Source organism: Streptosporangium sp. NPDC020072 (assembly GCF_040631445.1).
Taxonomy (GTDB): Bacteria; Actinomycetota; Actinomycetes; order Streptosporangiales; family Streptosporangiaceae; genus Streptosporangium.
On the sequence record NZ_JBEYAB010000006.1, the window covers coordinates 377,241 to 403,392 of the forward strand.

At 71.0% G+C, this 26,152-nt stretch carries 29 protein-coding genes and 1 pseudogene; 14 read left to right on the plus strand and 16 right to left on the minus strand.

All coding sequences use genetic code 11. The features are described from left to right. Positions 1-146 precede the first annotated feature (146 nt). Positions 147-1,400 carry an FAD-dependent monooxygenase gene (locus tag ABZ470_RS16825; protein ID WP_362911942.1) on the minus strand — a complete coding sequence of 418 codons (1,254 nt, stop codon included), beginning with the start codon at positions 1,398-1,400 and terminating at the stop codon, positions 147-149. A gap of 131 nt (positions 1,401-1,531) precedes the next feature. Continuing rightward, positions 1,532-2,419 carry a universal stress protein gene (locus tag ABZ470_RS16830; RefSeq protein ID WP_362911943.1) on the minus strand — a complete coding sequence of 296 codons (888 nt, stop codon included), beginning with the start codon at positions 2,417-2,419 and terminating at the stop codon, positions 1,532-1,534. A 405-nt stretch (positions 2,420-2,824) separates the two neighbouring features. Between ABZ470_RS16830 and ABZ470_RS16835 the strand changes: the two genes are divergently transcribed. From ABZ470_RS16835 to ABZ470_RS16855, 5 genes are all read left to right on the plus strand, one after another. After that, positions 2,825-3,475 carry a CBS domain-containing protein gene (locus tag ABZ470_RS16835; RefSeq protein ID WP_362911944.1) on the plus strand — a complete coding sequence of 217 codons (651 nt, stop codon included), beginning with the start codon at positions 2,825-2,827 and terminating at the stop codon, positions 3,473-3,475. A 42-nt stretch (positions 3,476-3,517) separates the two neighbouring features. Beyond that, the gene (locus tag ABZ470_RS16840) at positions 3,518-4,378 is read left to right on the plus strand and encodes a universal stress protein (protein WP_362911945.1); all 861 of its coding nucleotides are present in this window, start codon (positions 3,518-3,520) and stop codon (positions 4,376-4,378) included. 149 nt (positions 4,379-4,527) lie between these two features. Next, on the plus strand, positions 4,528-5,397 hold the full coding sequence (locus tag ABZ470_RS16845; protein WP_362911946.1) for a universal stress protein: 870 nt from the start codon (positions 4,528-4,530) through the stop codon (positions 5,395-5,397). A 46-nt stretch (positions 5,398-5,443) separates the two neighbouring features. Then, positions 5,444-6,349 (plus strand): universal stress protein, encoded by a 906-nt coding sequence (locus ABZ470_RS16850; protein WP_362912145.1) that lies wholly within the window; start codon positions 5,444-5,446, stop codon positions 6,347-6,349. A gap of 23 nt (positions 6,350-6,372) precedes the next feature. Then, complete coding sequence (locus tag ABZ470_RS16855; protein ID WP_362911947.1) at positions 6,373-7,038, plus strand: DUF305 domain-containing protein; 666 nt, start codon at positions 6,373-6,375, stop codon at positions 7,036-7,038. A gap of 157 nt (positions 7,039-7,195) precedes the next feature. Here ABZ470_RS16855 and ABZ470_RS16860 read toward each other — a convergent pair whose 3' ends face one another. The 7 genes from ABZ470_RS16860 to ABZ470_RS16890 all read right to left on the minus strand — a co-directional run bounded on the left by ABZ470_RS16860 (position 7,196) and on the right by ABZ470_RS16890 (position 14,277). After that, a complete protein-coding gene (locus ABZ470_RS16860) occupies positions 7,196-7,744 on the minus strand; it encodes a hypothetical protein (RefSeq protein WP_352013405.1) in 549 nt (182 codons plus the stop codon). Between the two features lie 5 nt (positions 7,745-7,749). Then, positions 7,750-8,199, minus strand: a complete 450-nt coding sequence (locus ABZ470_RS16865; protein ID WP_352013406.1) for a hypothetical protein — start codon at positions 8,197-8,199, stop codon at positions 7,750-7,752. Positions 8,200-8,239: 40 nt separating this feature from the next. Further along, positions 8,240-9,019: a hypothetical protein gene (locus tag ABZ470_RS16870; RefSeq protein ID WP_362911948.1), complete on the minus strand. Its 780-nt coding sequence runs from the start codon at positions 9,017-9,019 to the stop codon at positions 8,240-8,242. A 25-nt stretch (positions 9,020-9,044) separates the two neighbouring features. Further along, on the minus strand, positions 9,045-9,536 hold the full coding sequence (locus tag ABZ470_RS16875) for a hypothetical protein (protein WP_352013408.1): 492 nt from the start codon (positions 9,534-9,536) through the stop codon (positions 9,045-9,047). A 48-nt stretch (positions 9,537-9,584) separates the two neighbouring features. Then, positions 9,585-11,126: a hypothetical protein gene (locus ABZ470_RS16880; RefSeq protein ID WP_362911949.1), complete on the minus strand. Its 1,542-nt coding sequence runs from the start codon at positions 11,124-11,126 to the stop codon at positions 9,585-9,587. Continuing rightward, on the minus strand, positions 11,123-12,697 hold the full coding sequence (locus ABZ470_RS16885; protein WP_362911950.1) for a pyridoxal-dependent decarboxylase: 1,575 nt from the start codon (positions 12,695-12,697) through the stop codon (positions 11,123-11,125). Before ABZ470_RS16885 ends, ABZ470_RS16880 begins: the two co-directional genes overlap by 4 nt. Positions 12,698-13,692: 995 nt before the next feature. Beyond that, positions 13,693-14,277, minus strand: a complete 585-nt coding sequence (locus ABZ470_RS16890; protein ID WP_352013411.1) for a TetR family transcriptional regulator — start codon at positions 14,275-14,277, stop codon at positions 13,693-13,695. A gap of 96 nt (positions 14,278-14,373) precedes the next feature. On the opposite strand from ABZ470_RS16890, the gene ABZ470_RS16895 reads away from it, so the two are divergent. The 3 genes from ABZ470_RS16895 to ABZ470_RS16905 all read left to right on the plus strand — a co-directional run bounded on the left by ABZ470_RS16895 (position 14,374) and on the right by ABZ470_RS16905 (position 16,209). Continuing rightward, positions 14,374-15,201: an SDR family NAD(P)-dependent oxidoreductase gene (locus ABZ470_RS16895; protein WP_362911951.1), complete on the plus strand. Its 828-nt coding sequence runs from the start codon at positions 14,374-14,376 to the stop codon at positions 15,199-15,201. A 208-nt stretch (positions 15,202-15,409) separates the two neighbouring features. Then, complete coding sequence (locus ABZ470_RS16900) at positions 15,410-15,745, plus strand: metalloregulator ArsR/SmtB family transcription factor (RefSeq protein WP_352013413.1); 336 nt, start codon at positions 15,410-15,412, stop codon at positions 15,743-15,745. Continuing rightward, the gene (locus ABZ470_RS16905; protein WP_362911952.1) at positions 15,742-16,209 is read left to right on the plus strand and encodes an SRPBCC domain-containing protein; all 468 of its coding nucleotides are present in this window, start codon (positions 15,742-15,744) and stop codon (positions 16,207-16,209) included. Before ABZ470_RS16900 ends, ABZ470_RS16905 begins: the two co-directional genes overlap by 4 nt. 1 nt (position 16,210) lies before the next feature. Here the strand turns inward: ABZ470_RS16905 and ABZ470_RS16910 are convergent, their stop codons facing one another. From ABZ470_RS16910 to ABZ470_RS16930, 5 genes and pseudogenes are all read right to left on the minus strand, one after another. Beyond that, a complete protein-coding gene (locus ABZ470_RS16910) occupies positions 16,211-16,348 on the minus strand; it encodes a hypothetical protein (protein ID WP_362911953.1) in 138 nt (45 codons plus the stop codon). A 99-nt stretch (positions 16,349-16,447) separates the two neighbouring features. After that, positions 16,448-16,885 carry a hypothetical protein gene (locus ABZ470_RS16915; protein ID WP_352013416.1) on the minus strand — a complete coding sequence of 146 codons (438 nt, stop codon included), beginning with the start codon at positions 16,883-16,885 and terminating at the stop codon, positions 16,448-16,450. Positions 16,886-17,002: 117 nt separating this feature from the next. Beyond that, complete coding sequence (locus tag ABZ470_RS16920; protein WP_362911955.1) at positions 17,003-17,824, minus strand: NAD(P)H-binding protein; 822 nt, start codon at positions 17,822-17,824, stop codon at positions 17,003-17,005. Between the two features lie 13 nt (positions 17,825-17,837). Next, positions 17,838-18,155 (minus strand): hypothetical protein, encoded by a 318-nt coding sequence (locus ABZ470_RS16925; protein WP_362911956.1) that lies wholly within the window; start codon positions 18,153-18,155, stop codon positions 17,838-17,840. A gap of 126 nt (positions 18,156-18,281) precedes the next feature. Continuing rightward, a pseudogene (locus ABZ470_RS16930) lies at positions 18,282-18,398 on the minus strand (TetR family transcriptional regulator); the annotation flags it as partial. A gap of 275 nt (positions 18,399-18,673) precedes the next feature. Here ABZ470_RS16930 and ABZ470_RS16935 point away from each other — a divergent pair. Next, positions 18,674-19,438: a methyltransferase domain-containing protein gene (locus ABZ470_RS16935; protein WP_362911958.1), complete on the plus strand. Its 765-nt coding sequence runs from the start codon at positions 18,674-18,676 to the stop codon at positions 19,436-19,438. Positions 19,439-19,511: 73 nt separating this feature from the next. Here ABZ470_RS16935 and ABZ470_RS16940 read toward each other — a convergent pair whose 3' ends face one another. Beyond that, a complete protein-coding gene (locus tag ABZ470_RS16940) occupies positions 19,512-20,255 on the minus strand; it encodes a hypothetical protein (RefSeq protein WP_362911960.1) in 744 nt (247 codons plus the stop codon). Continuing rightward, positions 20,255-20,617: a hypothetical protein gene (locus ABZ470_RS16945; protein ID WP_362911962.1), complete on the minus strand. Its 363-nt coding sequence runs from the start codon at positions 20,615-20,617 to the stop codon at positions 20,255-20,257. Before ABZ470_RS16945 ends, ABZ470_RS16940 begins: the two co-directional genes overlap by 1 nt. Before the next feature lie 166 nt (positions 20,618-20,783). Between ABZ470_RS16945 and ABZ470_RS16950 the strand changes: the two genes are divergently transcribed. The 5 genes from ABZ470_RS16950 to ABZ470_RS16970 all read left to right on the plus strand — a co-directional run bounded on the left by ABZ470_RS16950 (position 20,784) and on the right by ABZ470_RS16970 (position 26,152). Beyond that, positions 20,784-20,906, plus strand: a complete 123-nt coding sequence (locus ABZ470_RS16950; protein WP_352013422.1) for a hypothetical protein — start codon at positions 20,784-20,786, stop codon at positions 20,904-20,906. A 320-nt stretch (positions 20,907-21,226) separates the two neighbouring features. Then, positions 21,227-22,816, plus strand: coding sequence for a YcaO-like family protein (locus ABZ470_RS16955; RefSeq protein ID WP_362911964.1), 1,590 nt, complete (start codon positions 21,227-21,229; stop codon positions 22,814-22,816). Positions 22,817-22,842: 26 nt separating this feature from the next. After that, positions 22,843-23,919, plus strand: a complete 1,077-nt coding sequence (locus ABZ470_RS16960; protein ID WP_362911966.1) for a hypothetical protein — start codon at positions 22,843-22,845, stop codon at positions 23,917-23,919. Further along, complete coding sequence (locus ABZ470_RS16965) at positions 23,916-25,172, plus strand: hypothetical protein (protein WP_362911968.1); 1,257 nt, start codon at positions 23,916-23,918, stop codon at positions 25,170-25,172. Before ABZ470_RS16960 ends, ABZ470_RS16965 begins: the two co-directional genes overlap by 4 nt. Further along, complete coding sequence (locus ABZ470_RS16970; RefSeq protein WP_362911970.1) at positions 25,169-26,152, plus strand: TylF/MycF/NovP-related O-methyltransferase; 984 nt, start codon at positions 25,169-25,171, stop codon at positions 26,150-26,152. The genes ABZ470_RS16965 and ABZ470_RS16970 overlap by 4 nt, the downstream gene beginning before the upstream one ends.

Sequence of the window (26,152 nt, forward strand, 5' to 3'; positions counted from 1 at the left end):
ATCACCCGGAGATGTCGTCGTCCCCTGCCATGTCCACTCTTTCGGTCTTTGTCACGGAATTCGCGAAACCTCGCGTCCGGCCATGGTAGCCGGGCTTCCCCGGGGACGCGAACGGTTAACGCGTCCCCGGGCGTACGGGAGGCGCCTCAGCGGTGTGGATGCCCGGCGTCGTCTCCCGGGCCGTGCGCCAGGTCACGCGCCGGGCTGTGTGGCAGGCCGGACTCCTCGGCGGGCTCCGGCCGTACCCGCGCGAGGGCCCGGCCGGCCAGTTCGGCCAGATGGCCGACCCGGTAGTACAGCCGGGGCGGGACGTACGGGAGCAGCGCGGACTGCCGCTGGCACAGCAGCGTGAACGCCTGCTCCGGGGGCAGGCCGATGTAGCGCGGCAGGTTCTCGTACCACCGGGCGCTGCGGCGGGCCGTGCGCTGGGCGGGGAGGATCACGGCCTTGCGCTCACGTTCGTAGCGGACCAGGGCGGGCTGCAGCGGCAACCCGCTGTGCAACGCCCTGACCAGGAAGGCGGCGTCCCCCAGCGCCAGGGCGGTGCCCGCGCCGATGGAGTAGTGCGTGGTGTGCGCGGCGTCCCCGACCAGGACGAGGTTGCCGCGCTGCCACCTCCTGTTGGTCAGGGTGCGGAAGTTCAGCCAGTGCGCGGTGCCGCCTGGCTGGGAACGGCCGACCAGCGGGTGCCCGTCCAGGGTGTCGGCGAACAGCTTCTCCAGTACGGCGAGGCTGTCGGCCTCGTTCGTCTGGTCGAGGCCGAGCCCCCGCCAGGTCTCGGGGGAGCACTCCACGACGCAGGTGCTGTGGCCGCGGTCGAACCGGTAGCCGTAGCACCAGATCCAGCCGTGCGCGGTCTCCACGAAGGCGAAGACGAAGGTCTCGAAGACCTTGGTCGTGCCGAGCCACATGTAGACGTTGCGTCCCGTCTCGACCTTGGTGCCGAAGTGGTCGGCGTGGCGTTCACGCATCACGCTGTTGACGCCGTCGCCCGCCACGACCAGGTCGGCGTCGGCGACCTCCTCCTCGGCGGCGATCTCCCGTTCGAACTCGACGTGGACGCCGAGGGAGCAGGCGCGTTCGGTGAGGATGTCGAGCATCCGCTGCCTGCCGATGCCGTAGCCGTTGGTCCCGGGCTGCGACGCCACCGTCGTGTGGCCGTCGAAGTACGCGACCTCGGTGTCCCAGCGGACGGAGTTCTCACCGATGACGCGCGCCGACTCGGGGTCCACGTTGTGCAGGTCGCCGAAGAGCTCGTCCAGGTAGGTCACGCCCCAGCCGTGCGTCGAACCGGCGGGGTTGCGCTCGTAGATGGTGATGTCGTGAGACGGGTCAACCAGCTTCATCAGGATCGAGAAGTACAGGCTGGCGGGTCCACCGCCGACGCAGGCGACCTTCACATGGACTCCCGTTGCACCGCAAGGTAATCAGATCGTGACAGAGAGTAACATGTGCGGTGTGTGGGGCGGCCATCTCATCCGGCCGAGTCCCGGTCATGAGATGGCCAATTATCGGGAAGATCCCAAACCGGTCATGCCGGCGGCGCCGTACCAGGCGGCCGGTGGCCTGGCGGACGGGGGACGACGGCCACGGGCCCGCGGGCGTGGCCGAGCAGGGAGTGGACGGTCGAGCCGAGGAGCGCGACCCGCCCCGGGGCGCCCACGACGACCAGCTCCGCGGTGGCCGAGGCCTCGGCGAGCACTCCGGCCGGGTGCCCGTGCACCACCTGTTCGACGAGGGGGACGTCGGGGAACCTCTCCCGCCAGCCCGCCAGCGACTCGGCCAGCAGCCGTTCCTCCTCGCGGCCGACGCCCTCGACGTCGTAGACCAGCGGCTGCATGTCACCGGGGAACGCGGCCACCGGGTGGGTCCAGGCGTGTACGGCCCGCAGCGGCAGGCGGCGCAGCAGCGCCTCCTCGAAGGCGAAGCGCAGGATGTGCTCCTGCCCGGGTTCCCCGGTCGCGCCGACGACGACCTCCCCTCCTCCCTCCTCGCGCGGGCGCACGACCACCAGCGGGCAGGGGCAGCGGACGGCGAGGTCACGGCTGACCGAGCCGAGCAGCAGCCCGGTGAACCCGCCGCGTCCCCGGCCGCCGACCACGACGAGCTGCGCGGTCCCGGCGGCGGCGGCGATCGCCTCCGCGGCGGCGCCGTCGAGGACCTCGGTGGTGATCTCGGTGGAGGGAGCCTCGGCGCGCGCCCGTTCGGCGGCCCGGGCGAGCAGTTCACGGCAGGCGGCCCGCGACGCGGGCCCCCAGTGCGCGGGCTGCGGGACGAGCGGGACGTCGTAGGCCCAGCGCAGGGTGACGTGCACCAGGCGCAACGGCGCCCGCCGCAACGCGGCCGCCGTGGCCGCCCAGGCCGTCGCGTCGAGAGAGGCCTCGGAACCGTCGACGCCGGCGACGACGGGCTCTGTCATGGTCATTACCTTGCTCCGTCCGTGCCACGCTCGCGTGTTCCCCTTCCTAGATGCTCCCCGGTCCTCCGACCTGCGGGGTAGGGGCGAACGTCCCACGGGAACCGGCGGCGGGGGCCGGGAGCCGGGCAAGCAGGCGGAAGGTCCCGGCGGGGTGGGACTTTCCGCCCTGCCGCTTCCCACGGTCCTGCGCCGACCATGAAGAGGGAGGTGACCACGATGGCCGGAGACCACGATGTCGTCGTCGGCACCGGCCTCTCCGGGACGGACGGGGCGCTCCCGCGGCACGGCGCCGAGCCCTGTCGCGGTCGTCCCGGCCCTGGTGAGGCCGGGGAGACCGGGGAAGGAACACACGTGCCCGGCCGTTCCCTGGGTACGGGGGAGCATGGCAGGAAGGGGAGACAGGTCATGACGGTGCGGGTGATGGACGTCATGGGGCTGGTGGCCATCGCGGTCCGCCCCGAGGCGACGTTCGCCGAGCTGGTCGCGACGATGCGCCGCTTCAAGGTGGGGGCCGTCGCGGTGATCGACGCCGAGGGGCGCCCCGTCGGGGTGGTGTCCGAGGCCGATCTGCTGCTGAAGGAGATCGCCGCCCAGAGCGGGCCGCCGAGCGGGGAGGACGTTCGCGAGAAGCCGGGCAGGACCGCAGGGGAGCTCATGAGCAGGCCCGCGCTGACCGTCACCCGCCAGACCCCGGTGCGGGAGGCGGCCCGGCTGATGCACGCCAACCGGATCAAGCAGCTGCCGGTGGTCGACGCCGCCAGCGGGAAGATCGCCGGGACCGTGCACCAGGCCGACCTGCTGAAGGTCTTCATCAGGCCCGCCGCCGACATCCTGACGGAGATGGCCGACGCCGTCGCCGATCTGGGGCTGAACACGGGTGGCCTGACGATCACGATCGAGGGGTCCGTGGTCCGCGTCGAGGGACGTGTGGCCAGACGCTCGCAGATCGCCGCGCTCGTGGAGGCGGGCCGCAGGATCGAGGGGGTCGTCGACGTCGAGGCCGACATCGCCTACGACCGCGACGACGTGCTGAGCGCCTCCTCGGCCCGCCTCTGAGCGGCACCCGGGGCGGACCGGCCCGCACGAAGGGGGAAGAGCATGCCCGAACCCACCGCACCCGTCGTCGTCGCGACCGACGGCTCACCGTCGGCCACGGCCGCCGTGCGATGGGCCGCCGCCGACGCGGCCCGCAGGGCGCTGCCCGTGCTGATCGTGCACGTCGTCGAACGCTGGCCGTACGGGATCTCGGCGTTTCCCCCGCAGGGGTGGCAGGACGCGATGGCCGAGGCCGGTGACCGGGTGCTCACCGAGGCGGCGCAGGCCGCGACGGAACGCACGCCGGGCATCGACGTGACCACCGAGCTGGCCGGGGGAACGCCCGCCGACGTCCTGCGTGAGCGGGCCGCCACCGCGACCGAGCTCGTCATCGGCGGCCGGGGGACGGGCGGTTTCGCCGGCGCGCTGCTCGGCTCGACGGTCCTGCGGCTGGCCGGGCACGTCAGGGGCGCCGTCGTGGTCGTCAGGGCCGGGCAGGACGGCCCCGGCGAGGAGGTCGTCGTCGGCGTCGACGGCTCAACCGACGGCGCGGCGGCCCTCGGATTCGCCTTCGAGCAGGCCCGGCTGCGCGGCGCCGTCCTGCGGGCGCTGTGCGCCTGGCACGTGCCGCTGCGCACCGTCATGCCGGACAGCGCCCACGACGTCACCGGGATCCAGCGGGAACAGCAGCGGGTGGTCGCGGAACGGCTGGCCCCGTGGCGGGAGATGTATCCCGGGATCGAGGTCGTCGAGGAGGTGACCTACGGCCATCCGGTCTCGGCCCTGACGGACGTCTCCGGCCAGGCGGCCCTGCTGGTCGTCGGCTCCCGGGGACTGGGCGCGGTCGGCTCGGTGGTGCTGGGATCCGTCAGCCGGGACGTGCTCCAGCACGCCCGCTGCCCGGTCGCCGTGGTCCGCCCCTGAGGCCGTCGCCTCCCCACGTGCCCACCCGCCGAAGGCCCGGCCGGGTCCAAAGTCCCGGGACGGACGGGTCCGCCGCCTCTGGGGGGTCCCGTTCCCCCGGCAGAGACTTGACCTGAGGCAGGGATCCGCACGCCCATGAGGAGGACGAGATGACAGACTTCCCGGCCAGGGGTATCCGTGACGTCGTCGTCGCGGCCGACGGCTCGGCGGGGGCGAAGGACGCGGTCGCATGGGCCGCCGACGACGCCTTCCGCAGGCACGTGCCGCTGCGGATCGTGCACGTCGTGGAACGCGGCCCCTATGACATCCCCCGTTTCTCCACCCTCGAATGGCCGGGACCCCTGGTCCTGAGCGGCAGGAAGATCCTGGAGGAGGCCGAACGGGAGGCGCGCGAACGCCAGCCGTCGGTGGAGGTGGGCACCGAGCTGATCGAGGGTGACCTCGTCCGGTCCCTGACGGAACAGGCCGCGGGCGCGGTGGAGATCGTGCTCGGCAGCAGGGGGCTCGGCGGTTTCACCGGGGCCCTGCTCGGTTCGGTGAGCACCCGGGTGGCCGTGCACGCCCACGGCCCGGTGGTCGTCGTCCACCCCGGCGGTGGGGCGCGCCGCGAGGTCGTCGTCGGCGTCGACGACGATCCGCACTGCGAGCCCGCGCTGGCCTTCGCCTTCGAGCAGGCCGCGCTGCGCGGTGGCCCGCTGCGCGCCGTACACGCCTGGCAGCTTCCGGTGCACGCCTTCGCGCCGGAGATCGTCTACGACATGGATGAGATCCGCCGCGCGCAGTTCCGGGTCGTCAAGGACCGGGTCGGCGCCTGGCAGGAGAAGTTCCCCGAGGTGACCGTGCTGGAGGACGTCCAGAGCGCCCACCCCGTCGACGCCCTCGTCGACGCCTCGGCCACGGCGGACCTGGTCGTGGTCGGCTCGCACGGCAGGAGGGCCGTCGCCGCCGCGCTGCTGGGATCGGTCAGCAGGGGAGTGCTGCACCACGCGCGCTGCCCGGTCGCGGTCGTCCGTTCCTGAACCCCGAAGACCCATCCGCACGTGTGAGGAGAGACCATTGATCCTGGTGGGAGTCGACGGGTCACGATCCGCGCTCGAAGCCGTGAGCTGGGCCGTACGGGAGGCCGGGCTGCGCCGTACCGGCCTGCGGGTCGTGCACGTCATGCCCTCCTGGCCCTTGGAGGCGGGTGAGGGCACCCCGCACGCCGAGGTCGGCCGGTGGATGCGCGAGGGCGCCGAGTCCACGCTGGAAGACGCGCTCGGCCGGATCCGCGAGGCGGGCGGCGACGTGGAGGTGACGTCGGAGCTGCTGCCCGGTGGCGACCCCAGACGGGCCCTGATCGAGGCGGCGGCGGACGCCGGGCTGCTGGTCGTCGGCAGCCACGGGCTCGGCGGATTCGAGGGCATGCTGCTGGGCTCGGTCGCGCTGGGGGTCGCCGGGCACGCGCCCTGCCCCGTGGCCGTCGTACGGCGTGCGCCCGTCCAGCCGCGCGGACGGGTGGTCGTCGGCGTCGACGGCTCCCCGGCGGGGGCGGACGCCGTGGCCTTCGCCTTCGCCGAGGCCGAGACCAGGGGCGCGGAGCTGCATGCGGTGCACGCCTGGAGCCGGCCCATCGTGGGCTGCGGGCCGTTCGCGCTCGCCGACGCCGAGGAGGCGGCCCAGCGGGAACGGCGCGCGCTGGCCGAGGCCCTGGCGGGCCAGGGCGAACGTCACCCGGACGTCAAGGTTGTCGAGTGGCTGGAGTACGGCCATCCGGTCGAGGCGCTGCGGGAGGCGTCACTGGAGGCCGACCTGCTGGTGGTCGGATCACGCGGACGCGGCGACCTGAAGGGGTTGCTGCTCGGCTCGGTGAGCCACTCGCTGCTGCACCACGCCGCCTGCCCGGTGGTCGTGACCCCCTTCCCGGGAAGGGCTCCCGGAAGGGCCGGAGATCGCGAGTCCGCCCCACGTGCGGCTTCGCACAGGACGTGAGAACCCTCGCAGGGGGATATGCCATGGGTACACGAAGAACTCCCGACCGCCGGGTGGCCCTCGTGGCCGCGGCCCTGGGCGCCGGGACCGTCCTGACGGCCTGCGCCCCCGGTGTCGTCCTCACCGTGGGGCCGCCTGCGGGCGCGCCCGCCCTCGTGTTCACCGATGTCCTTGAGGAGCACAACGCCCAGGACGTGTTCTTCGCCCAGCGGATGATCCAGCACCACCGGCAGACGCTGATCATGACCGAGATGGCCGCGGCACGCGCGGCGGACCCCGAGGTCAGGGCGACGGCCGAACGGATCGGACGGGCCCAGAAGGCCGAGATCGACCAGCTGACCGCCTGGCTGAAAGGCTGGGGGGACCAGGTCCCGCCCCCCGATCCGTGCATGAGCCCGGGCAACGGCGACGTGAGGTGCCGTGGAGACGAGGACGTCGGACCCGGCGCGGACCGGGGACCGTACGTGATGGACCCCTCCGACCTGGAGGCGCTGAGCAGGACGTCCGGGGCGGACTTCGACCGGATGTTCCTGAACCTGATGATCCGCCACCACAGCGATGAGATCGCCCTGGCCGGGATCGAGCAGCGGGACGGGTTGTCGCCGAAGGCCAAGGCCCTGGCCTCCTCGATCACCACGGCCAGAACCGCCGAGATCGTTCACATGCGGTCGATGCTCGTGCGGTTCTGAACGGGTTCTCCGGCTCCGCCACGCCGTTGTGGAGGAGCCGCCCGGGCGGTCTGGGGATGAGTCCGCCCGGGCTCGAAGGGCGCGCCCCCGCCGAGGGCGCACCCCCGATGCTCCGTGCCGGCCGGGGCCGGCACGGTCTCACGGTCCCGGAGGGCCGTCAGACGGGCAGCACCCGCAGGGCGGGGTAGTTGACCGAGTTCAGGTACAGCTTGTCGGTGCCGTGTTCCTTCTCCAGCTCCAGGACGAACCGGTAGCGGTAGAGCCCCGGCTTGGCGTCGCTCATCACCGCCCCGGCCCAGTAGTAGTAGACGGCGGTGTACTCGTCGCGCATCCGGTCGGGACCGCCGTAGACCTTCAGCTCGGTCATGATCCGGCGTTCGGCGACGTCGTCCTCGTCACCCTTCTCGACGTCGAGGAAGACCAGGTTGTTGATCTTCGGCATCGGGGGCCAGGTGCCGTCGGGACGGCGGTGCATGTCGATCGGGCGGATGATCCAGTTGATCACCTGGCCCTGCTTGCAGATGGTCTCCAGGTGGTCACCACCCTGGCCGACGCCGCCGACGCTGTTGTCCATCATGTAGAGGCAGCCGTCCAGGGACTTCGTCGCGGCGGCCCTCTCCATGTCGACGAGGGTCACCACGTTCAGCTGGACGGAGTTGAGCTGGCCGCGGTCGGCGAAGTCCGTGGCCGCGTACGCCTGGGTCATCGGCCTTACCTTCCCTCTGGGGCGGGACCGGCCAGGACGGGCCTGGCGGTCGGAGTGAACGGCGTGCTGACGGTGCCGAGCAGGAAGGAGAGCCGGTAGGGGACCGGTTCGGTGATGTCCTGCTTGACCTCGGCGGTCCAGAACACGATGTCGGTTCCGGGGTACACCTTCCGCACGGGCTCGGCGATCCGCGGGTCGATCTCGATGTCGGTGAGGGACACGTAGGTCTCGCACTCAAGCGGGAGCACGTTCCACAACAGGGTGTCACCCTTGTGCACCAGGCTGCGCAGCCCGGGGGTGCCGAACCCGGTCGACCCGGCGGCCCTGTTGGTGTCGTAGAGGTAGAGGTTGTCGTCCAGGTTCTCCGACGCGAGCGCGGCCACGGGGTCGACCACCGCGGTGATCGTCACGGGCCGGGCGGGCCGGCGCTGGGACTGTCTGGTTCTCGGGGGCATGCGGCTCCTCCGTTTCGAAGACGTTCCGGCTCGGTCCGGGTCAGCCGACGGCCGGGACGGGCGGCAGCGGAAGCACGCCCAGTCCGGCGCCGGTGAACCCGTTGCGCTTCGGATCGCTGATGATCTTCAGGCTTGACGTGCAGGTCAGGTCGACGGACTCCCAGACCAGCTCGTCGTTGCGCTCGACCAGCTCGTGCAGCTGGACGTGCACGGTGTACGAGTAGACGCCGGGCCTGCTCGTGTCCACGGTCGCGGCCCAGTACCAGCCGTCGTAGACCATGTCGGGCGAGCCGTACTGGGCCGGGTAGATGATCTTCTCGGTGACGGCCGGGCCGGTGATGTCGGTGATCACCGGGGCCGGGTAGTTGTAGGCGTCGGCGCCGCTGGTGGTCTTGCCGGTGACGTCCAGCAGCTTGGCCGCGGTGAGCCCGCGCCCGCTTTGCCGGCCTGCGCGCTTGCCGACCCGCTGCTGCAGCCGCTTGAGGTCGGCCTCGCTCACGCCGCCCTCGCCGCTGAGCGCGGCGAGCTCCTCCAGCGTGCGCCGGTCGTCGGCGCGCTCCTGCTCGGCCAGGTAGTTGCGCGGCACCGTCGGGGGGATCGCCCCCAGCGCCGCGGGCAGCCAGTTCAGCACCTGCTCGGTCGCCTGCGACCCGTCGAGGAAGTAGGTGCCGGGCACGATCGTTTCAAGCTGTTCGGTTCCCACTCCGGTGGAACCGATGAACTTCATGTTGTCGAACCAGTACGTGTTCCCGTCGAGCGAGCGCGTCTTCAGCGCGTTCTCGACATCGAAGAGCACGATGATCCCGTGTTGCTGGGCCATGAGACCGCCTTTCGCGGAACAGGGTTCACACGCGCAGCAGCGCGGGTGAGTCGACGTACAGCACGCTGTTGGGTCCTTCGTGGAGCTTGAGGGAGAGCCGGTACCGGTAGGGCACACCGGGCACCATGTCGTAGGGCACGACGCCCTCCCACACCAGCAGGTCGTGGTTGTCGTGCCCGTTGGAGGCCGTGGCGTCGACGCCCAGGGCGGGCACGACGGCGGACTCCACCGGGTACGGCTGCGCGGCCTGACCGGTCGTTTCGTCCGGGAGCGGGGCGACCGCGCCGGACAGGAACTCGATGGACTGGATCTCGACCGGGGTCTGCACGTCCACGTGGATGGGCGTCCAGTGGACGACCTGTCCCGGGACCACCGCCGTGACGAGGTCGGGAGTCCCCTGGTGCTGGCTCCCGGCCGTACTGTCGTCGACCAGCGAGAGATTGCCGTTGTGCAGCGTCCGGTCGGACAACGCCCCGACGGCGTCGACCATCACGACGATGTTGACCTTTTCCTTCATCTGTCCTCCCGTGTCGGGTGTCATTCGGGCACCTGGACGGCCAGGCGCTCAGCCCCGGTCTCTGACCAGGGGCGTCTTGCCGACGGTGGTCCGTTCGATCTGCGGCGACGCGGGCGGTACGAACACCAGGCGGAAGCCGTAGCCGGTCTGCTCGATGGCCGCCGCGTTGGCCTCCCGGTCGTTGAAGAGCGACAGGGAGGCGGGCAGCGCCTGGAGGAACAGCCGCCGCGTCCCGCTCGCGCCCAGCGCCCGCTCGACGGCCGCGGTCGTACCGTCGGGGTCGTCCACCGCCGCGAGCAGGGTGAGGGTCCGGTCCTCACGGTGGTTGTGGAACTGGAGCTCGTGCGCGATCAGGTCCAGGTCGACGCCGGTCGCCGAGCGCAGCCGCGTGCGCAGGGCCGCGTAGGCCAGCGTCGCCGAGTACTGGCTGTCGTTGAGGTGCAGCACGTCGGCGGTGCGTCCGGCGAACTCGAACCTCTCGGTGCGCAGCCCGGGGCCGTCCAGGGCGGGTCGGCGGATCATCCGGTCCCCGAGCTTGAGACGCAGCAGCGGCGCCTCGTCGGCGTGCAGCCGGGTGACGACCAGCTCGCCCTCCTCGCCCTCGGCGACGGCGCGGCCGTGCTCGTCCACGATCTCCACCAGGTGCAGCCCGGGTACGGCGGACAGCGCGGGCGAGGTGTGGTCGAGCTGGAGCCCGATGCACTCGGCCTGGGTCGCGGCGAAGTAGCTGAGGATCGACACGTTGGGGAAGAACGCCTGCAACTCGTCACGCTTGCGCTGCGGCAGGGAGCCGCTGCCGTACATGGCGACCCGGAAGTCGGCCCTGGCCTGCGGGGACAGGCCCGCGCCCAGTTCGGGCAGGAGCGCGATGCCGGCGGTGATGCCCATCAGGGCCTTGTGGCCGGGGTAGGAGAACATGTGCTCCAGCACCGGCGCGCTGACCGGTCCCGCGCCGATGTAGTTGACCCCGGGGACGCTCGCCAGGACGCCGCCGACCATGGTCCCGCTGCTCCACATCTGGTAGTCGGCCAGGGTGGTGAACAGCCAGCGCGGCGCGGGACCGCGCAGGTAGCGGTTGAGCTGGTAGGCGCCCATGAACGCCCCGGAGATGCGGTAGGTGTCGCGCAGCTCCCGCAGGGAGTACACGATCTCCAGGGGCGTGCCGTCGCCGGTGCCGCCGCTGGCCACGACCTCGAACCCGCCCCGGTCGAGCGGCACGACCATCCCGGCCCGCGGGCCCATGAACATGTCCCGCTGCACGATCTTGTCCGACAGGGGGATCCGCTCCCACTCGGTCATGTCGGCGGGGACGTCGCGGATGCCGAAGTAGTGCAGCCGCTCGCGCCACAGCGGGTTGAGCAGGCTGATGCCGACGAGCTGCTGCAGGCGGCGGAACACCAGCGCGTTCTGCAGGTCGAGCGGGGACTCGCAGTACGGGACGCCGGTGAGCCGCCCGCACTCGTCCAGCCTCTCCGCGAACGACGTCAGCCGGGTGACGTCATCGACCGAGCGGGGCCGTAGCTCCTCCTCGGGGATCAGCTGTGCCGCCAGCCGTGCCGAGGCGGCGATGTCAAAATCCGTAATTGTCATGATTGACTCCCGTTCCGCTGGTCGTGCCGGGCCGTGGCGCTCGCGCGCAGCACCCGTTGCCCGATGTCCCTGATCTCGGCGATGAGCATGGCCAGGTGATCGGCGTCGATCAGGTGGTTCATCACCACCACCCGCAGCGCCGCCGTCCCCTGGATGTCGACCTTGGAGATGAAGAAGCGCCCGCCGCCCCGTATCCGGTTGCGGATCTCCAGCTGCAACCGGTGCGCGGCCGCCGGTTCCATCCCGTCCGGCAGATACCGGAAGCACAGGATGTTGGACTCCGGCTCGTGCGCCACGGCGAAGTCCGGCTCGGCGGCGATCATCCGGTGCGCCTGCCGGGTCACCTCGCACAGCCGGTCGATCTTCTGCTCGAACAGCGCCGGGCCGTAGACCGACCAGACCGTCCAGAGCGGCATGATCATCGGGCGCTTGGTGCACTCGAAGTTCTTGTCCGCGCTGTCGTAGGCGCTGTATATGTCCGGTTCCTCGTCGAAGACATAGCTGGCGCGCTGCTGGAACGCTCCGCGCGCCGCCGTACGGTCCCGGTAGAACAGCAGCGTGCACGGCGCCGGCATGAACAGCATCTTGTGGGCGTCCCAGGTCAGGGAGTCGGCCAGTTCGATGCCGCGCAGCTTGTCCCGGTGCTGCTCCGACAGCAACAGGCTCGCCCCGTGCGCCCCGTCCACGTGGAGCCAGAGCCCGTGGCGGCGCGCCAGGGCGGCGAGGTCCTCCAGCGGGTCGAAGGCGCCGAGCGACGTGGTTCCGGCCGAGGCCACCAGGCAGAACGGCCGCAGGCCGCGTCGTTTCGCCTCGTCCAGCACCGACCCCGCCAGGTCGGGGCGGATTCGTCCCGCCTGGTCGACCGGCAGCCGGATGATCTGTCCTTCACCGATGCCCAGCACCCCGGCCGCCCGGGTCACGCTGTAGTGGGCCTCCTCGCTGATCGCGATGGCCGGCAGGCCCGGCGCGCCACCGGCGCCGCGCGTCCAGATCTGCGGGAAGGCGTGGTTGCGGGCGGCCAGCAGCGCGGTCAGGTTGGCCAGGGAGCCCCCCGACGTCGTCACCATGGCGAACCGGTCGCGGTCCCAGCCGATGAACCGGTTGAGCTCCTCGGCCATGAGCCGCTCGGCGACGTTGGGGAGCTGCCCGGCCTCGTAGAAGGAGGAGGGCTGGTTGACCACCGAGCCGACCAGGTCGATGAGACCGGCCAGCGGCACCACGCCGGAGAACTGCCGCCCCATGTAGCCGGGGGAGTGGACCGGGATCCCGGTCTCGGTGTACAGGTCGACGATCTGCTTCACCCGGTCGGCGTCGAAGTCGGCGACGCGCTGCCGTTCGGGGGTCATCAGTTCCCGTGCGGCCTTGAGCAGCACCTGCGGGTCGATGAGGTCGAGTCCCCGGACCGACCGGTCGCCCAGATAGGCCGTCAGGCGGTCGACGATGTCCAGAGCGCCTTCGTGGAAACGTCCCGGGTCGAAGGCCGCGGTGAGGCCCGATGCGGAGTGCCAGAGGTCCTCACCGGTCGTCGGCTCGGGAAAGGAACTCTGGACATCGGAAAGTGAACTCGTCACGAATGATGCTCCAAATGATCCGGCGTCGAGAACTCTTACATCTCGATAGGAATTCGAAAATGGCGGCTCGAACTCTTCTTCGGACGCGTGGGATTCTCGCGGAAAATGCGTTTTCTACGGTGGTGCATCGAGCAGCAAAGGAACTCCGGTGCCCGAGGGCGCGCGGAGTCATTCATGTCTTCGCAGGTCCGTCCCGGGGGTAGAACGGTCCAACGCGGAGGGAGAACCCCAATCGACGGCATGGGAGAACCCGAAAAACTTTCGCTTTCCCCTGTTTTACCCGTTCGACCGGTACTGGTCGGTCCGGCGGTTCCGCCGGTTCTCAGGACCTGGTGAGGTCCTGTAGCCGGCGCAAAAGCAATCCGTCCCGAATTCCGTCCGCCGCACACGTTGGCACGCCCTTCATGCAGCAGACCTAATCATTAATGGCGGGAGTGATGCAAGTCGAGCGATAGGCGCGGATGGTGCGGTTACACATTGTGACCGAGGCGGGATAATGTTCTGGAAGTTATTACCGTTCGGTAAATGTGAGTTTTTCTCGCGAACCTTGATCAAGCTCGGGTTTTGAAATCCACACCCTTGGTGGCCCGCTCTTTCAACGGGACGTTTCTCCTGTATGCGGCAGCTTTCCCGAAACACGCTAGAAGCCTTAAGTGGGCTACATGTCAGCCTTCTTCGGCGTGTCGGTCATAAAAGTGGACACTTCTTATGTTTCTGGGTGGTGTCATGTCAACGGCATCCTGCGCGTGCCACCTTGGGCCGGACGGTGCCGTTTCACCGGACGCGGCGAGCCGTGATCGCCGATCTCACGCGCCCTGCCGCCGAGCACCGGGAGCCTATGGAACGCGAGCCGGTCCGGGTGCCCGGCGTGCCCTACGGGGACGTCATGCCGACGGCGTCCGTCGCGCAGGCCGTCGCCGCTGCCGGGGATTTCAGGCCCGCTCTCCCCGTTCCGTGCGAGGGGGTCCTGCGCCGGGACCGGCGATGGGCCCGCGTCAGGCCTCCGGCCGGTCCACGGCTCCGGACATGGGACGGCCCAGCAGGCCCGTGGCGACGGCCGCGACGTGCGGGGCCAGGTCGGCGGTCCGCGCCCTGGCCAGGGCGGGGGTGGCCACGACCGAGCGCAGGATGCCGATGCCGACCAGCCAGGCGCTGAGCAGTTCGGCCCGCAACTCGGCGTCGTCGCCCTCGGCCAGGTCCCGCAGGGCGTTGACGTAGGTGTGGCAGACCTCCTCGCGGAGGTGCCGCCGGGTGTCCTCGTGGGCGGAGGAGCGCAGCAGGGCGACCAGGGGGTGCTCGCCGCCGTACTCCGTCCAGTCCTGGTCGACGACCGTGCGCACCATGCGGGCGACCAGTTCCTCGTTCGGCCCGTCGAGCAGGTCGGCGGCGAGGTCGGCGGCGGTGGCCTCCTCGAAGAGCCGCTTCTTCGAGCCGAAGTAGCGGAAGATCAGGGTGGCGTCGACGTCGGAGTCTCCGGCGATGTCACGGACGCTGGTGGCGTCGTAGCCGTCGCGGGCGAAACGCAGTCTGGCGGCCTCCAGCAGACGTGCCCGGGTGGCCTCCCTGTCTCTCTTCCGCAACGCGGGCCCCTCCCTGTGTCATCGACCGTTGACATTCTACGTGGGGCCCGTGCTACGTTCCCTCAAGTCAGCGTTCGATGACTTGAGGGGGGAAATATGCGGACATATGTGGTTGCGGGGGGAACGAGCGGGATGGGGAGAGGACTGGCCTTACACTTCCTGCGCCGGGGCGACCGGGTGACGGCCGTGGGCAGCGATCCGGCCAGGGGGCGGCGTTTCCTCGAAGAGGCCGCCGGGCTGGGCGCGGGAGAACGGGCGACCTTCCTGCGGGCCGACCTGACCTCGGTCGCGGAGAACGCCCGGGTGATCAAGGAGGTCGGGGAGCGGTACGACGTACTGGACGGTCTGGTGTCCACCGCGATCCGTCACTTCCCCCGGAGGACCGAGACCGCCGACGGCTACGAGTCCACCTTCGCCCTCTACTACGTCAGCCGCTTCCTGCTCGCCTACGGCCTGACCGGCCTGCTCGAACGTGGCGAGAGCCCGATGATCGTGAACGTCTGCGGGGTCGGTATCACCAAGGGACAGGTCCACTGGGACGACCTGTCGCTCCGGCGTGGCTACGGCGGAATCAGGGCCCTGCTGCAGGGCGGGCGGGCCACGGACCTCCTGGGTGTCGCCTACGCCGCCAACCACCCGGACGGCCGCGTCCGCTATCTGCTGCACCATCCGGGCTTCACCGACAGCGGCACCGACAGCCTCGGGCAGCCGGCCAAGGCGGCCGTCAAACTGCTGGCCAGGATCGCCGCCCAGCCGGTCGAGAAGGCCATCGCGCCGATCATCGAGCTGATGGACGACCCGCCGGGCGGAGGTGGGCTGCTGGCCTACGACCGCCGCCGCCCGCTCGATCCCGCGCTACCTTCGCTCGACCCGGACGCCGCCCGCCGCCTGTACGACCTGACCGCTCACCTGCTGAACCTCTAGCCGTACGGCCAGAGCACCGGGAAACAGGAGCGGCCTCATGACCGGCGGCGACGCCGTGTCGACCTGCCTGCTGAAGCGGTCGCGGCACCGTCGGGACGGGCCGGTGCCCGGAGGGGCGGCGGCTGATGAACCGCCGGCCCGGATGTACAAGGCGTGGTTCCGCGCCAGACGTTGAACCATGTGGTTCATTGATGGTATGGTGAACCACATGGTTCAGCGAGAGGTTCTCGACCAGGTGTTCGCGGCGCTCTCCGACGGGACGCGCCGCGACATCCTCGTCCGGCTCGGCGAGGGACCCGCCACGGTCTCCGAACTGGCCGAACGCGCGGGGATCACGGTCACCGGGCTGGCCAAACACGTCAAGGTCCTCGAAGAGGCGGGCCTGGTCGCCACCGAGAAGGTCGGCAGAGTACGGCAGTGCCGCCTCGGACCGGAGCGCCTCACCGACGTGACGGCCTGGATCGGCCGCTACCAGCGGCTCTGGGAACGCCGCATGGACGGCCTGGACATCTATTTCACCCTGAGGAAAGGCACCGAGCGATGAACGACGCCTCCCAGCTCCGGATCACCCGGGTGCTCCCCGCCACCCCCGAGGAGGTCTTCGACGCCTACACCGACGCGGACAAGCAGAAGATCTGGTTCTCCATCCTCGACGAGCGCCCCGGCGTCGTCGAGATCGAGGTGGACCTGCGCGTCGGCGGCGTGCAGACCGCCGCGTGGGGGCCGGACGAGGACAACCTGTTCCGCGAACGGCAGACCTTCCTGGTGGTCGAGCGTCCGAACCGGCTGGTGTCGGAGGTGACCGGCAGCTCGCCCGACGGCGCGACCCTGACGACGCACGTCGAGGTCACCTTCGCCGAGCAGGCGGACGGCCAGACCTTGATGACCGTCGTCCAGTCCGGCTTCCCGACCGAGGAGACCCGTGACTTCTTCGCCAGAGAGGCGTGGGCGGGCGCGCTCGACCGGATCGAGACGTTCCTGCGGCGCGCGCCCCAGGACGCCCGGTGAGTCACGGGGAACGAGGAGCGAGCGTTCTGCGCAGGCCGTACACGACGGCCCCCGCGGCCAGCACCGCGCAACCGGCGACGACCACCGCGTCGGCCGGTCCCAGGCGCCGCGCCAGCCGTTGCTGTCCGGTGCGAGCCATGGGAGACCTCCGGCGGGATCGGACGTACGGGGGCCTCGCGCTCCGACCGTAGTGGCCGCAGTCCGCCGATCCCAGCCGGGACGTTCTCTCAGCGGGGTGTCACCCGGGCGTGTTCGTGCACCGCAGGTTGAAGGACGCCCAGTTGGAATAGGAGTGGGTGGGGGAGAGGATCTCGATCGCCTCCGAGTGGGTCCCCGGCGCGCCGATCAGCCAGGTCGTGCTGACCGACCTGGTCGTCTGGCCGAGGCCGAAGTACACCTCCTGTATCGGAGCGGAGGCGTTGTCGCTGCGGATCCAGCGGTAACGGACCGTTTCCGGGGTGAGCAGCACCGAGATCTGGCCGGTGAAGGTGAAGGTGTGCCCGCGTGAGCAGTCACCGCTCCAGCTTGTGGGGCTGACCCACACGTTGGCGGTGGGGTAGGCCAGGGCGCCGGAGGCCCCGGCCGGGGGCGGGCCGGTGACGGCTCCCGCCGGTGTCGCCGGAATCGCTGCCGCCACGCTCAACGCGGCGATCGCCGCCATTCGCGTCCAGTGCATCGTTGTTCCTCTCGTGAGGCCGGTGCGCTCAGTGAACAACGGCTCACAGAACCGGTCCATGACCGTCGGCGCCGAGGACGTTCACACCGCGACCGACGCCCCGCCCCGTCGGCCCCGTCAAGGACGGAAGTCGTCGGCGTGCTCCCGGGCCCACTCGGCGAACGTCTGGGCGGGCCTCCCGGTGAGTCTCTCGACGATGATCGAGGTCTCCGGGACGGCCCTGGTGCCCGCCTCCCAGGCACGCATGATCGCCTCGACCCCCATCCGGGGGATCTTCTCGCTCAGATCGGCCCGCGCCTCCTCGGGCGTCACCACCTCGACCGGGATCTCCCTGCCGATGGCCGCGCCGATGTGCCCGACCTGTTCGCGCAGGGTGAGCGCCTGCGGGCCGTACAGCGTGTAGGCCTGCCGCCCGTGCCCCTGCTCGGTCAGCGCCCGTACCGCGACCGCCGCCATGTCCCGTTCACCGACCGGGGCGATCATCGAGTCCGGGTACGGCAGCCGCACGGCCTCGCCCTTCTTGATCGGCTCCGTCCACCACCAGCGGGTGTTGGTCGCGAACATCCCCGGGCGGACGAAGGTCCACGAGATCCCGGACTCCTCAAGGGCCGACTCCACGGCCCGGTGCTCGCGAGCTATCGGGTTGTGGGCGGAACCGGGTTGCACGACCGCGGCGGAGGAGAGCAGCACCACGTGCCGCACCCCGGCCGAACGCGCGGCCGTCACGAACCCGTCGACGCCCTCTGACCTGGCGTAGAGGAAGACCTGCGAGGCGCCCTCCAGCGCGGTGGGCAGGGTGTGCGGCGCGTCCAGATCCGCCGCCACGTGGGAGCCGTCCGGGGTTCTGCTCGTCAGCCGGACCGGCACGTCCAACGCGGCCAGACCCGCGGCGACGTGGCGGCCGACACTTCCCCTGGCGCCGAAGACAACGGTGACCATCGTGTGGGTTCTCCTATTCGTCTTCCTCGGTCTGCTCATCGGTGAGCAGCCTGACGAGCTGGGTACGAAGGATCCGCCGGGTCTCCGGCGACAGCGGGTCGCCACCGAGGACGTCCTCGACGAGCTGCGGCATCGTGACGGGCGCGAGCGTGATCGCGTAGGCGGCCAGGAGCGCGAACGCCGGGTCGGTCCCGGCGCGGACCTCACCGTTCTCCTGCCGTCTTCTGGCCTCGGCCACCGCCGTGACCGTCTTCTCCCGCTGCTGTTCCGCCCGCAGCCGTTCCTCCTCGGCGTCGGCGAACGGGCAGTCGCCCAGCGCCTGCCAGGCCACGAACCTGGCCCAGTCGGGCCGGTCGAACGTCGCGTCGAGGTAGGCGCGGATCCGTCCGGCGAACGAGGCCCCCGGCGGGACGATCGTCGCCTGGATCTCCTCCCTCCGGCACCGGAGCTCGTCGAGCAGCCCCTGCTTGCCGCCGAAGTGGTAGGAGATGAGTTGCTGGTTGACCCCGGCCCGCGCGGCGATGCACGCCGTACGGGCTCCGGCGTAGCCCTTGGCGCCGAACTCGGCGACGGCCGCGGCGAGGAGGCGTTCTCATGTCTCCTCCGCCGTCCGCGCGCGCCCGTCCGGAGAGGGCTTCCTCGACGAGGCCATGTGGATCACGATAGTCAACCATTTGATTGAACGAGGACTTCTCCGGGGCCGCCGTGCGGCGGCGGGGCGGCGGATGCGATGCTCCTCGAAGAGAGTGCCCGGCGCCGGTCCTCACGTGGCGAAACCACCCCCCCCGGGGCGTGTCAGGGGCCGTGCTCCGTCCGGGCCGTCGTCACCCGCTCCTCACAGGAGGTCTCTTGACCACCATTCCCGCCGGGGACTTCGACTACGAGCGTCACGGCCACGGCTACGCCGGGCAGCGCCGTACGGACCCCCGTATCGCCGCCCACGTCCACGCCGCGCTCGGGCAGGCCAGGACCGTCGTCAACGTCGGCGCGGGCGCCGGCTCCTACGAGCCGCCGGACCGGCACGTCGTGGCGGTCGAGCCGTCGGCCATGATGCGCGCCCAGCGGCCCCGCCACCTGGCCCCCGCGGTGAACGCCGCGGCCGAGCGACTGCCCTTCGACGACGGCGCCTTCGACGCGGCCATGGCCACCGTCACCGTTCACCAGTGGAGCGACCTCGGGCAGGGCCTGCGCGAGCTGCGCCGGGTCAGCCGGGGCCCGGTCGTCGTCCTGACCTTCGACCGCGACCTTCTCGGCCTGTACTGGCTCGCCGAGTACGCCCCCGAGATCATCGCCGTGGAGCACCGGCGTTACCCGCCGATCGACCTGATCGCCTCCCACATCGGGAGCCGTGCCGAGGTGCTGCCGGTCGCGATCCCGCTCGACTGCGTCGACGGTTTCGCCGAGGCCTACTACGCCCGCCCCGAACGCTTCCTCGACGCCGAGGTCCGGGCTTCGCAGTCGGCGTGGGGCTTCGTCGACGACGCCGTTCAGGCCCGTACCGTCGATCGGCTGCGGCGCGACCTCGAAAGCGGCGCCTGGGACGAGCGCTTCGGCCACCTGCGTGAGCAGCGCGAGTTCCTCGGCTCCCTCAAGCTCGTCGTCGGGCGTCCATGACCTCGTGGAACGGGATTCGTTCCACGGAACCTCCGCCTTCGCCGGCGACGGCTTCTGGGCGACGGCGGGCCGTTCAGGCCTGAGGCTCGGCCTTCCACGCGGGCCAGCGCTGCTCGACCGGGCGGGGAAGATCCGCGGCGTACCACGTGCGCAGCGGCACCCGCACCGGTTTCGACGGCTCAGCCGGCATCGGCGCGTCGGTCAGCCGTGCCAGGGCCTCGTGGTCGGAGGCCTCGGTCGCCAGCCGCTCGTTGCCGACCATCGGAGCTGACCACCAGTTGATCGGCACGCTGGTGCGGACCCGCTGCGCGTGGTCGCGGCTGGGCAGCACCGCGTGGACGGCGTCGCCCCGGGCGACCACGAACCGGTTGCGGCGTGGCGCGATGGTCCACGCGCGTTCGAGGCGGCGCGGGACGAGGGCCGTGCCCTCCTGGTCGCAGACCTGGGAGGAGAAGATGGTCGCACCGCCCGCGTCGCCGAGGTAGAAGACACTGGCTGCCGTCGGCGGCCGGACGACGCCGTCGCGCATGAACAGAGCCTCGTCCTTGTCCACGTGCCAGGGCTGGAAGTGATAGGCGGGGGCTCGGCGGACCCACCACTCGACCCCGGCGCCGGACCGGTCGAGCTGCGGGAGCCCGACCAGTGCCTTCAGGTGGCGCAGGACGGCCGCGATCAGCGGTGGCCCGGGCGCGTCGAGGCCGGTCCAGAAGGACAGCGTGCGGTTGGGCAACGCGGCGGCCGCGGCGCTGAGCGCTTCGAGCAGTGCCGGGGGCAGCACGTCGTCGAAGACCCGCGGCGCGAACGGATCGACATCCATCAGGCACCTCCCCGGGAGCAGCGTTCGGCCAGCGCGGTGCGTACGACGCCGAACCGTTCCAGTGTCATGAGCGCATCGGCCAGCTGGGGGAAGGGGATGGACAGTTTCCGTGCCAGGTCGCCCGCAGTGAGCGGCGGCCGCGCGGCGAGGTACTCGGCGAACGCGGCCGACCATGACACGCCCCGGATCCGGCCGGCGACGGCCCCGGCGCGGACGATCTCGACGCCGTCGGCTTCGGCCCTCAGCACGACGTTCTCGGACAGGACCGGCTCATCCTGCGGCACCCAGTCGTGATAGGGCGACGCGACCTCTTCGATCCGGTCCAATGCCCAGAGATCCGGCACGCTGGCGTGAGTGACCATGCAACGACCCCTCAGAAGACATGTCAACGTCCGGGCGCTTGATTTGCCGCCGCCGAAATCCGACCATAACAGCGGCCGTCCATTCCCGCCACCCGCACCATTGATTATGTTGTCTGCGCCTGTTAACTTTTGTCAGAATCGTCGTCGACCCTCGAAAGAGGTACGCATGGCTGAGAACCTGGCTTCCGAGTCTGAGCTCCCCGCCGCAGGCGAGGAGCACGTCCAGTTCACTGTCGAAATGATGGAACTCGACAGCAACCCGATCATTCTGCAGCCGAAGTCCTACTGACGTCGCGCATGGCGAATTCGTATCCGGCTGCCTCTGGATCACATTCTGTGGCGTCCGAAAGCAGCGATTTCGCCTATGGTCTCGCCCCTTGGGTGGTCACCGCCGCCCAAGGGGCGAGTGCATTCCTCCTGGGACCGAAACTTTCATTGGTCCGCCTTGCGACCGATATGATCGACGCGTCCACAATTGCGCAGGCCATGGGTGTGGACAATGCGGTGGAAGCTGGTTTCATCGAGCCTCTCGCGCTTTCCGGTGATTTGGAAGCGGGCGATTTCGGCCCGGACGTTTCCGGGCCCGGCGCACCGGTGACGGGAGTGCTCGTGCGCGGCGCCGACGTGCCGGCCCGCGCGTGCGCGGAGCTGGCCCGCCGTCTGACCGCCGCCGGTCAGGCCCGGTGGGTGATCGGGCGTCCGTCGCTCCCCGAGACGCTCGTCCTGATCGTCACGCATCGCCAGGCCGACCACGACGCACTGGCCCGCACGCTGCGCGCGGGTCGGCTCCTGCGCGTGGGCGAGTCCTTCGAGGGCCTGTACGTGACCGGCCCCGGGCCGCTGTCGGGGCCGCTGTCCGGGTCGCTGTCCGGGCCGGGACCGGACCGGCGCTGGGCCTTCGAGCACCGGCTCGCCGAACTCGGCCTGCACGACCGGCCCTCCACGACGCTGTGGCGGTTGCGCGTCGACCCGGACGGCCTGGTCCGCGCCGTGCTGGCCGCGACCCGCCACACCGCGGACGACGCCGTCCTCGCCGACTCCGGGAGGCGGGTCTCCTTCGCCACCCCCGCCGCCCTGCGCCGTACCGCGTTCCGCAACGTGCCGGACACACAGGCGTGGACGTTCGGGATGGTGCGCGGGCTGAAGAGCGGGCCAGGAGCGGTCGCGGGCAGCCGCATCGCCACCTGCCGGACCCCCGCCTCCGGTCAGGACCACCTGGAGGGAAACAGCGGCAAGGGAACCGATCCACAGGCCGCGGTGACCGGCGCGGTAGGGGAGGCCGTCGAACGCTACACGGCCTACGAGGCCAACTGGAGCCTGCCACCGGCGGCCAAGACGTCACGCAGGGTCGACCTGGCGCAGTTCCATCCGTACGGCGACGTCTGGGACCGCGGTCCGGCGCCCACGGCCGACTACGTCGACGGCACGGATCTGACCGACCACACCACCGTCGCGGTGCCCAAGGCCCTGGTCACGTTCCCCTACGTCGGTGCCGACCGGCCCACCTACGGCGGCACGACCGGTCTCGCGGCGGCACCGGACGTCGCGGACGCGACCCTGCGCGGCCTGCGCGAGGTGCTTGAGCGCGACAGCCTCTACCACCACTTCACCGGGCTGCGGCCCGCGTACCGGCTGGACACCGCGGCCTCCCTGCGCCGCCTCCGCCTGACCGGCGCCTTCCGCGGCGACCTCTGGGTCCTGCACTGGCCGAACCGGGAATACCTCATGCCCGACGTGCACGCCTTCCACCACGATCCGCACACCGGGCTGCTCGTGCGCTCCAGCGGATCCGGCCTGACGTTCGACGAGGCCGTCGACTCGGCGATGCTGGAGCTCTGCCAGGTGTACCACGAGGGCGTGCGCGCGCATCGCGCGGGCGCCGCGACGAGCACCGTGCACGCGCGGTGGCGGCGCCCGTCCGTCATCGACGAGTGCCGCCGGTACCTGGACTCCCAGCGCCCGCACGCCGTACCCGAGATGCCGTACCACGACGCGCCCGGACAGCTGGAGCACCTGGTGCGCCGGCTCGCCGCCGCGGACCGCGGACCGATCGTCGTCCGGCTGCCGCTGCGCGGCCCCGACTGGACCGTGGTGCGGGTGCTGGTACCGGGGGCGGCGACCGTGCCGTACGCCTCGGCCAGCCGCGGCGGGGCCCGGTTGCCCACCGACGCGCCGTGGCGGCACGGCATACCGACCTGACCGGCCGACGACGACAAGGAGCCGAAGTGAGCACCATCGACGCGTTCCGTGAACTTCAGGACGCTCTGACCGCCGTCGAGGAACAGACGGAAACGGCCGACGACGACCGTTCTGCGCACGCGCTGGCCGCCGCCCTCGCGGGCTCGACGGCACTCGCCCGGGTGGACCCGGGCCTGCTCCTCGCGGAACTGCTGGCGGACCCGCGAGGCTGGCCGGACCAGTCATGGGAGAACTACTTCGGCAACGCCTGCATCACCGTGGTCAGGACCGAGACGATCCGGGTCGACGTCCTGTACTGGCTGCAGAACTCCTCCACCCTGCACAAGCACGTGTCGTCCGGCGCGTTCCTGGCGCTCAGCGGCCGCCGTGTCCACCTTGAGTACGACTTCTCCGCACTCGACGCGCTCGGTGACGGTGTCACGTCCGCGACACTGTCGGCGACCAGCCGCACCATGATGCGCGCCGCGTCGGTCTCGCCGATCCTGCCGACCCTCGTCCACGAGCTCTACTGGATCGAGAAGCCGTCGGTGACGGTGGCGGTGCGACGCGCGCCCGCCCAACCCGAGGCGGGCGGTCCCGCGCACCGGCCGCACGAGTTCGTCGGTCCCGGCATCGGATACCTGCCCGCCGCCTTCCACCGCACGTCCAACGTCCAGCGATGGATCGACGGGCTCGGCATGCTGCGCCGCGCGAACCGGCGGCTGTACCTGCGAACGCTGGAACAGGCGATGACCGTGGTGGACCCGATCCATCTCATCCACGTGCTCGACGAGCTGAGCGACAACCCGCCCGACGAGGTGTCGGCGCTGCTGGAACGGGCCGCCGCGGCCCGCGCCGACGACGACCTCGCCAGGCTCGCCCCGACGGTGCCCGAGTTCCGCCGCCGGAAGATCTTCTCCCGTTTGTTCGCCCCCGGTGTCGACGCGCAGCTGCTGGCCGGCCTGCTGTGGGCGGGCGCAGAGGGCGGAGAACTGGCCGCCTTCCTCAAGGACGAGGGCGTCACCGATCCCGACCGGTTCGTCCGCGACCACGGCGAGTCGCTCAGCGCCCGGGACCCCCGCGTCGCCCCCTACATCGAGCACGCCCGGCGGTCGCTGCGATGAGCGGGCGACCGGACATCACCACGTTGTGGGAGAGCGGGCCCGGCGTGATCGACCCGCCCTGGGACACCGGCGCCTTCACCGAGGAGCGGCTGTTCACACTCGCGTGCACCGCCGCCGCCACCCGTACGACGCTGCCCGACCCGCAGGACGTACGGCTCTTCACCGACGACAACATCGTCAACCCCACCCAGCTCGACCCGTACCTGCCCGGCCGCGGGCTGGACAGCGGCTTCGCCGGATACGCCGACCGTCTCCGCGGTCAGGTGCGGTCCTTCGCGTTGACCGTCAACTCGCTCCAGCAGTTCGACTGGGACTTCTGGCGCGTCCTGCGCCGCCAGGCCGACGCCGTCATCGCCGCGACCGGTTCGGAGGTGGCCGGTGGGGTCGACTGCCACCTCATCGCCTCCGCGTACGGCACCGCGCCGACACTGATCCACAAGGACACCGCAGGCGTCTTCACCCACGTCATCAGCGGCACCAAGCGCTACTACACATGGCCCTTCGAGGTGTTCGGCCACGCCGCGGGTGCCGAGGCGACCCAGCGTCAGGTGAACCTGCCCGCGTCGGTGCGCGTCGAGGACCATCGCGACACGGCCACCGTGGTCGAGGGCGGCGCGGGCACCGTCATGTACTGGCCGTCGGACCGCTGGCACTGCGCGACCTCCGACGGGGAGGCGACGGTGTCCCTGCACATGGCGTACTACCAGTGGGACGACCGGCTCGCCACGGTGCTGCGGCGGCTGCGCAAGCAGGCCGAGGCCGACCTGGGCGTCGCCCGGTTCCTGGGCGGCACACCGGGGGAGGAGGGCACCGACCGGGCCGACGCCGTCGAGGCGGCCGTGCGCAAGGCCCTGACCCGCGTCCTCGAAGGCACCGGCCTGGACCTGCAGACGCGCCTCAGCCGGTTGCGGCGCAGGACCGCGTCGAACTTCGAGGTGGTGCCGCCGCCGCGGCCGTGCCCCGGCCTCGCGGCCGCCGACCTGCTCACGGTCCCGGACGTGTCGGCCGTGGCGACGCTGGTCGTCGACGACACGACCTATCTGGCGGCCAACGGGCACGTCATGCGTGTGCGCGGCGGCGGATGGCTCGACGGATTCCTGGCCACGCTGGAGCCGGGTACGACGCGGACCCTCGCCGGATGGAGCGAGACGATGCGCGCCTCCGGTGGCCCGCCGGGCCTCGCCGAAGCCGCGACGCTCATGCGGGAACTGGTCCGGCGCGGCGCACTGGACCAGGAAAGGACGACGTCATGAAGCTGACAGACGGGGCGTTCGTGGCCGTCAAGGACGGCCGGCTCGTCCTCGGCCACGTCGACCGGCCGTTCACCCTCTGGCAGGTCGATCCGGGTGTCCTCGTCGTGCTGGCGGAGATCGCGCGCGGCACGGCGGCGCAGGACCTGCCCGAGGCGCTCGCCCCTCTGACCGGGCTCGACCGGCACTCGGCCGCCGCCCTGCTCGGGCATCTGCGCGGGGCCCGTGTCGTGGCCGACGAACCGGGCGTCGCCCTGCGTGACGTACACGCCGAAATCGCGAAGGTCGTGTCCGCCGCTCCCGACCTCGACCACGACCACGACTTCCTCCAGGCCGCCCGGCAGTGTGAGGACCTCACCCTCACCTCGGCCGCCGCGCAGTACGCCCTGTGGTCGGCGGTGGGACACATCGCCGGCAACGCCATCCCGGGCGCCGTGGTGGAGTGCGGCGTCTGGCGGGGCGGCAGCATGCTGCTGGCCGCGCTGGCCCTGCTCAACCACCACGTCGAGGACCGCGACCTGTACCTGTTCGACACCTTCGACTGGGCCTGGGAACCGGCCGGTGGGCACGACGGCATGGTCGGGGCGGGGGATCAGACGGCCGGCGCCGAGGCCGCGACGCCGGAGCACATGTCATCCGGCACCTCCGCCGCCGAGATCCACAAACGGATCACCACGGCGGGGTACCCGGGCGAGCGTGTGCACTGTGTGACCGGGTTCGTCCAGGACACCGTCCCCGGGCACGCGCCGGACCGCATCGCGCTGCTGCGCCTGGACACGGACCAGTACGAGTCGACCCTGCACGAGCTGCGTGAGCTGTACCCGAGAGTGGTACCCCACGGGGTGGTCATCGTCGACGACTACGGCAAGTTGAGCGGCGCCACGCGAGCCACCGATGAGTACCTCGCCGGGCTGGACCATCGGGTGCTGCTGCACCGCATCGACACCCAGGGCCGTGTCTTCGTGAAACCCGCTGAAAGGTAG

Bases quoted from the DNA above. Each gene is read 5' to 3' on its own strand.
- ABZ470_RS16910 (WP_362911953.1), bottom strand. From the start codon at position 16,348: ATGGCTCGCACCGGACAGCAACGGCTGGCGCGGCGCCTGGGACCGGCC.
- ABZ470_RS16860 (WP_352013405.1), bottom strand. From the start codon at position 7,744: ATGACCCAGGCGTACGCGGCCACGGACTTCGCCGACCGCGGCCAGCTC.
- ABZ470_RS16950 (WP_352013422.1), top strand. From the start codon at position 20,784: ATGGCTGAGAACCTGGCTTCCGAGTCTGAGCTCCCCGCCGCAGGCGAG.
- ABZ470_RS16915 (WP_352013416.1), bottom strand. From the start codon at position 16,885: ATGCACTGGACGCGAATGGCGGCGATCGCCGCGTTGAGCGTGGCGGCA.
- ABZ470_RS16830 (WP_362911943.1), bottom strand. From the start codon at position 2,419: ATGACAGAGCCCGTCGTCGCCGGCGTCGACGGTTCCGAGGCCTCTCTC.
- ABZ470_RS16965 (WP_362911968.1), top strand. From the start codon at position 23,916: ATGAGCGGGCGACCGGACATCACCACGTTGTGGGAGAGCGGGCCCGGC.
- ABZ470_RS16895 (WP_362911951.1), top strand. From the start codon at position 14,374: ATGCGGACATATGTGGTTGCGGGGGGAACGAGCGGGATGGGGAGAGGA.
- ABZ470_RS16840 (WP_362911945.1), top strand. From the start codon at position 3,518: ATGCCCGAACCCACCGCACCCGTCGTCGTCGCGACCGACGGCTCACCG.
- ABZ470_RS16880 (WP_362911949.1), bottom strand. From the start codon at position 11,126: ATGACAATTACGGATTTTGACATCGCCGCCTCGGCACGGCTGGCGGCA.
- ABZ470_RS16905 (WP_362911952.1), top strand. From the start codon at position 15,742: ATGAACGACGCCTCCCAGCTCCGGATCACCCGGGTGCTCCCCGCCACC.
- ABZ470_RS16940 (WP_362911960.1), bottom strand. From the start codon at position 20,255: ATGGATGTCGATCCGTTCGCGCCGCGGGTCTTCGACGACGTGCTGCCC.
- ABZ470_RS16970 (WP_362911970.1), top strand. From the start codon at position 25,169: ATGAAGCTGACAGACGGGGCGTTCGTGGCCGTCAAGGACGGCCGGCTC.
- ABZ470_RS16875 (WP_352013408.1), bottom strand. From the start codon at position 9,536: ATGAAGGAAAAGGTCAACATCGTCGTGATGGTCGACGCCGTCGGGGCG.
- ABZ470_RS16945 (WP_362911962.1), bottom strand. From the start codon at position 20,617: ATGGTCACTCACGCCAGCGTGCCGGATCTCTGGGCATTGGACCGGATC.
- ABZ470_RS16920 (WP_362911955.1), bottom strand. From the start codon at position 17,824: ATGGTCACCGTTGTCTTCGGCGCCAGGGGAAGTGTCGGCCGCCACGTC.
- ABZ470_RS16835 (WP_362911944.1), top strand. From the start codon at position 2,825: ATGACGGTGCGGGTGATGGACGTCATGGGGCTGGTGGCCATCGCGGTC.
- ABZ470_RS16845 (WP_362911946.1), top strand. From the start codon at position 4,528: ATGACAGACTTCCCGGCCAGGGGTATCCGTGACGTCGTCGTCGCGGCC.
- ABZ470_RS16865 (WP_352013406.1), bottom strand. From the start codon at position 8,199: ATGCCCCCGAGAACCAGACAGTCCCAGCGCCGGCCCGCCCGGCCCGTG.
- ABZ470_RS16855 (WP_362911947.1), top strand. From the start codon at position 6,373: ATGGGTACACGAAGAACTCCCGACCGCCGGGTGGCCCTCGTGGCCGCG.
- ABZ470_RS16870 (WP_362911948.1), bottom strand. From the start codon at position 9,019: ATGGCCCAGCAACACGGGATCATCGTGCTCTTCGATGTCGAGAACGCG.
- ABZ470_RS16900 (WP_352013413.1), top strand. From the start codon at position 15,410: ATGGTTCAGCGAGAGGTTCTCGACCAGGTGTTCGCGGCGCTCTCCGAC.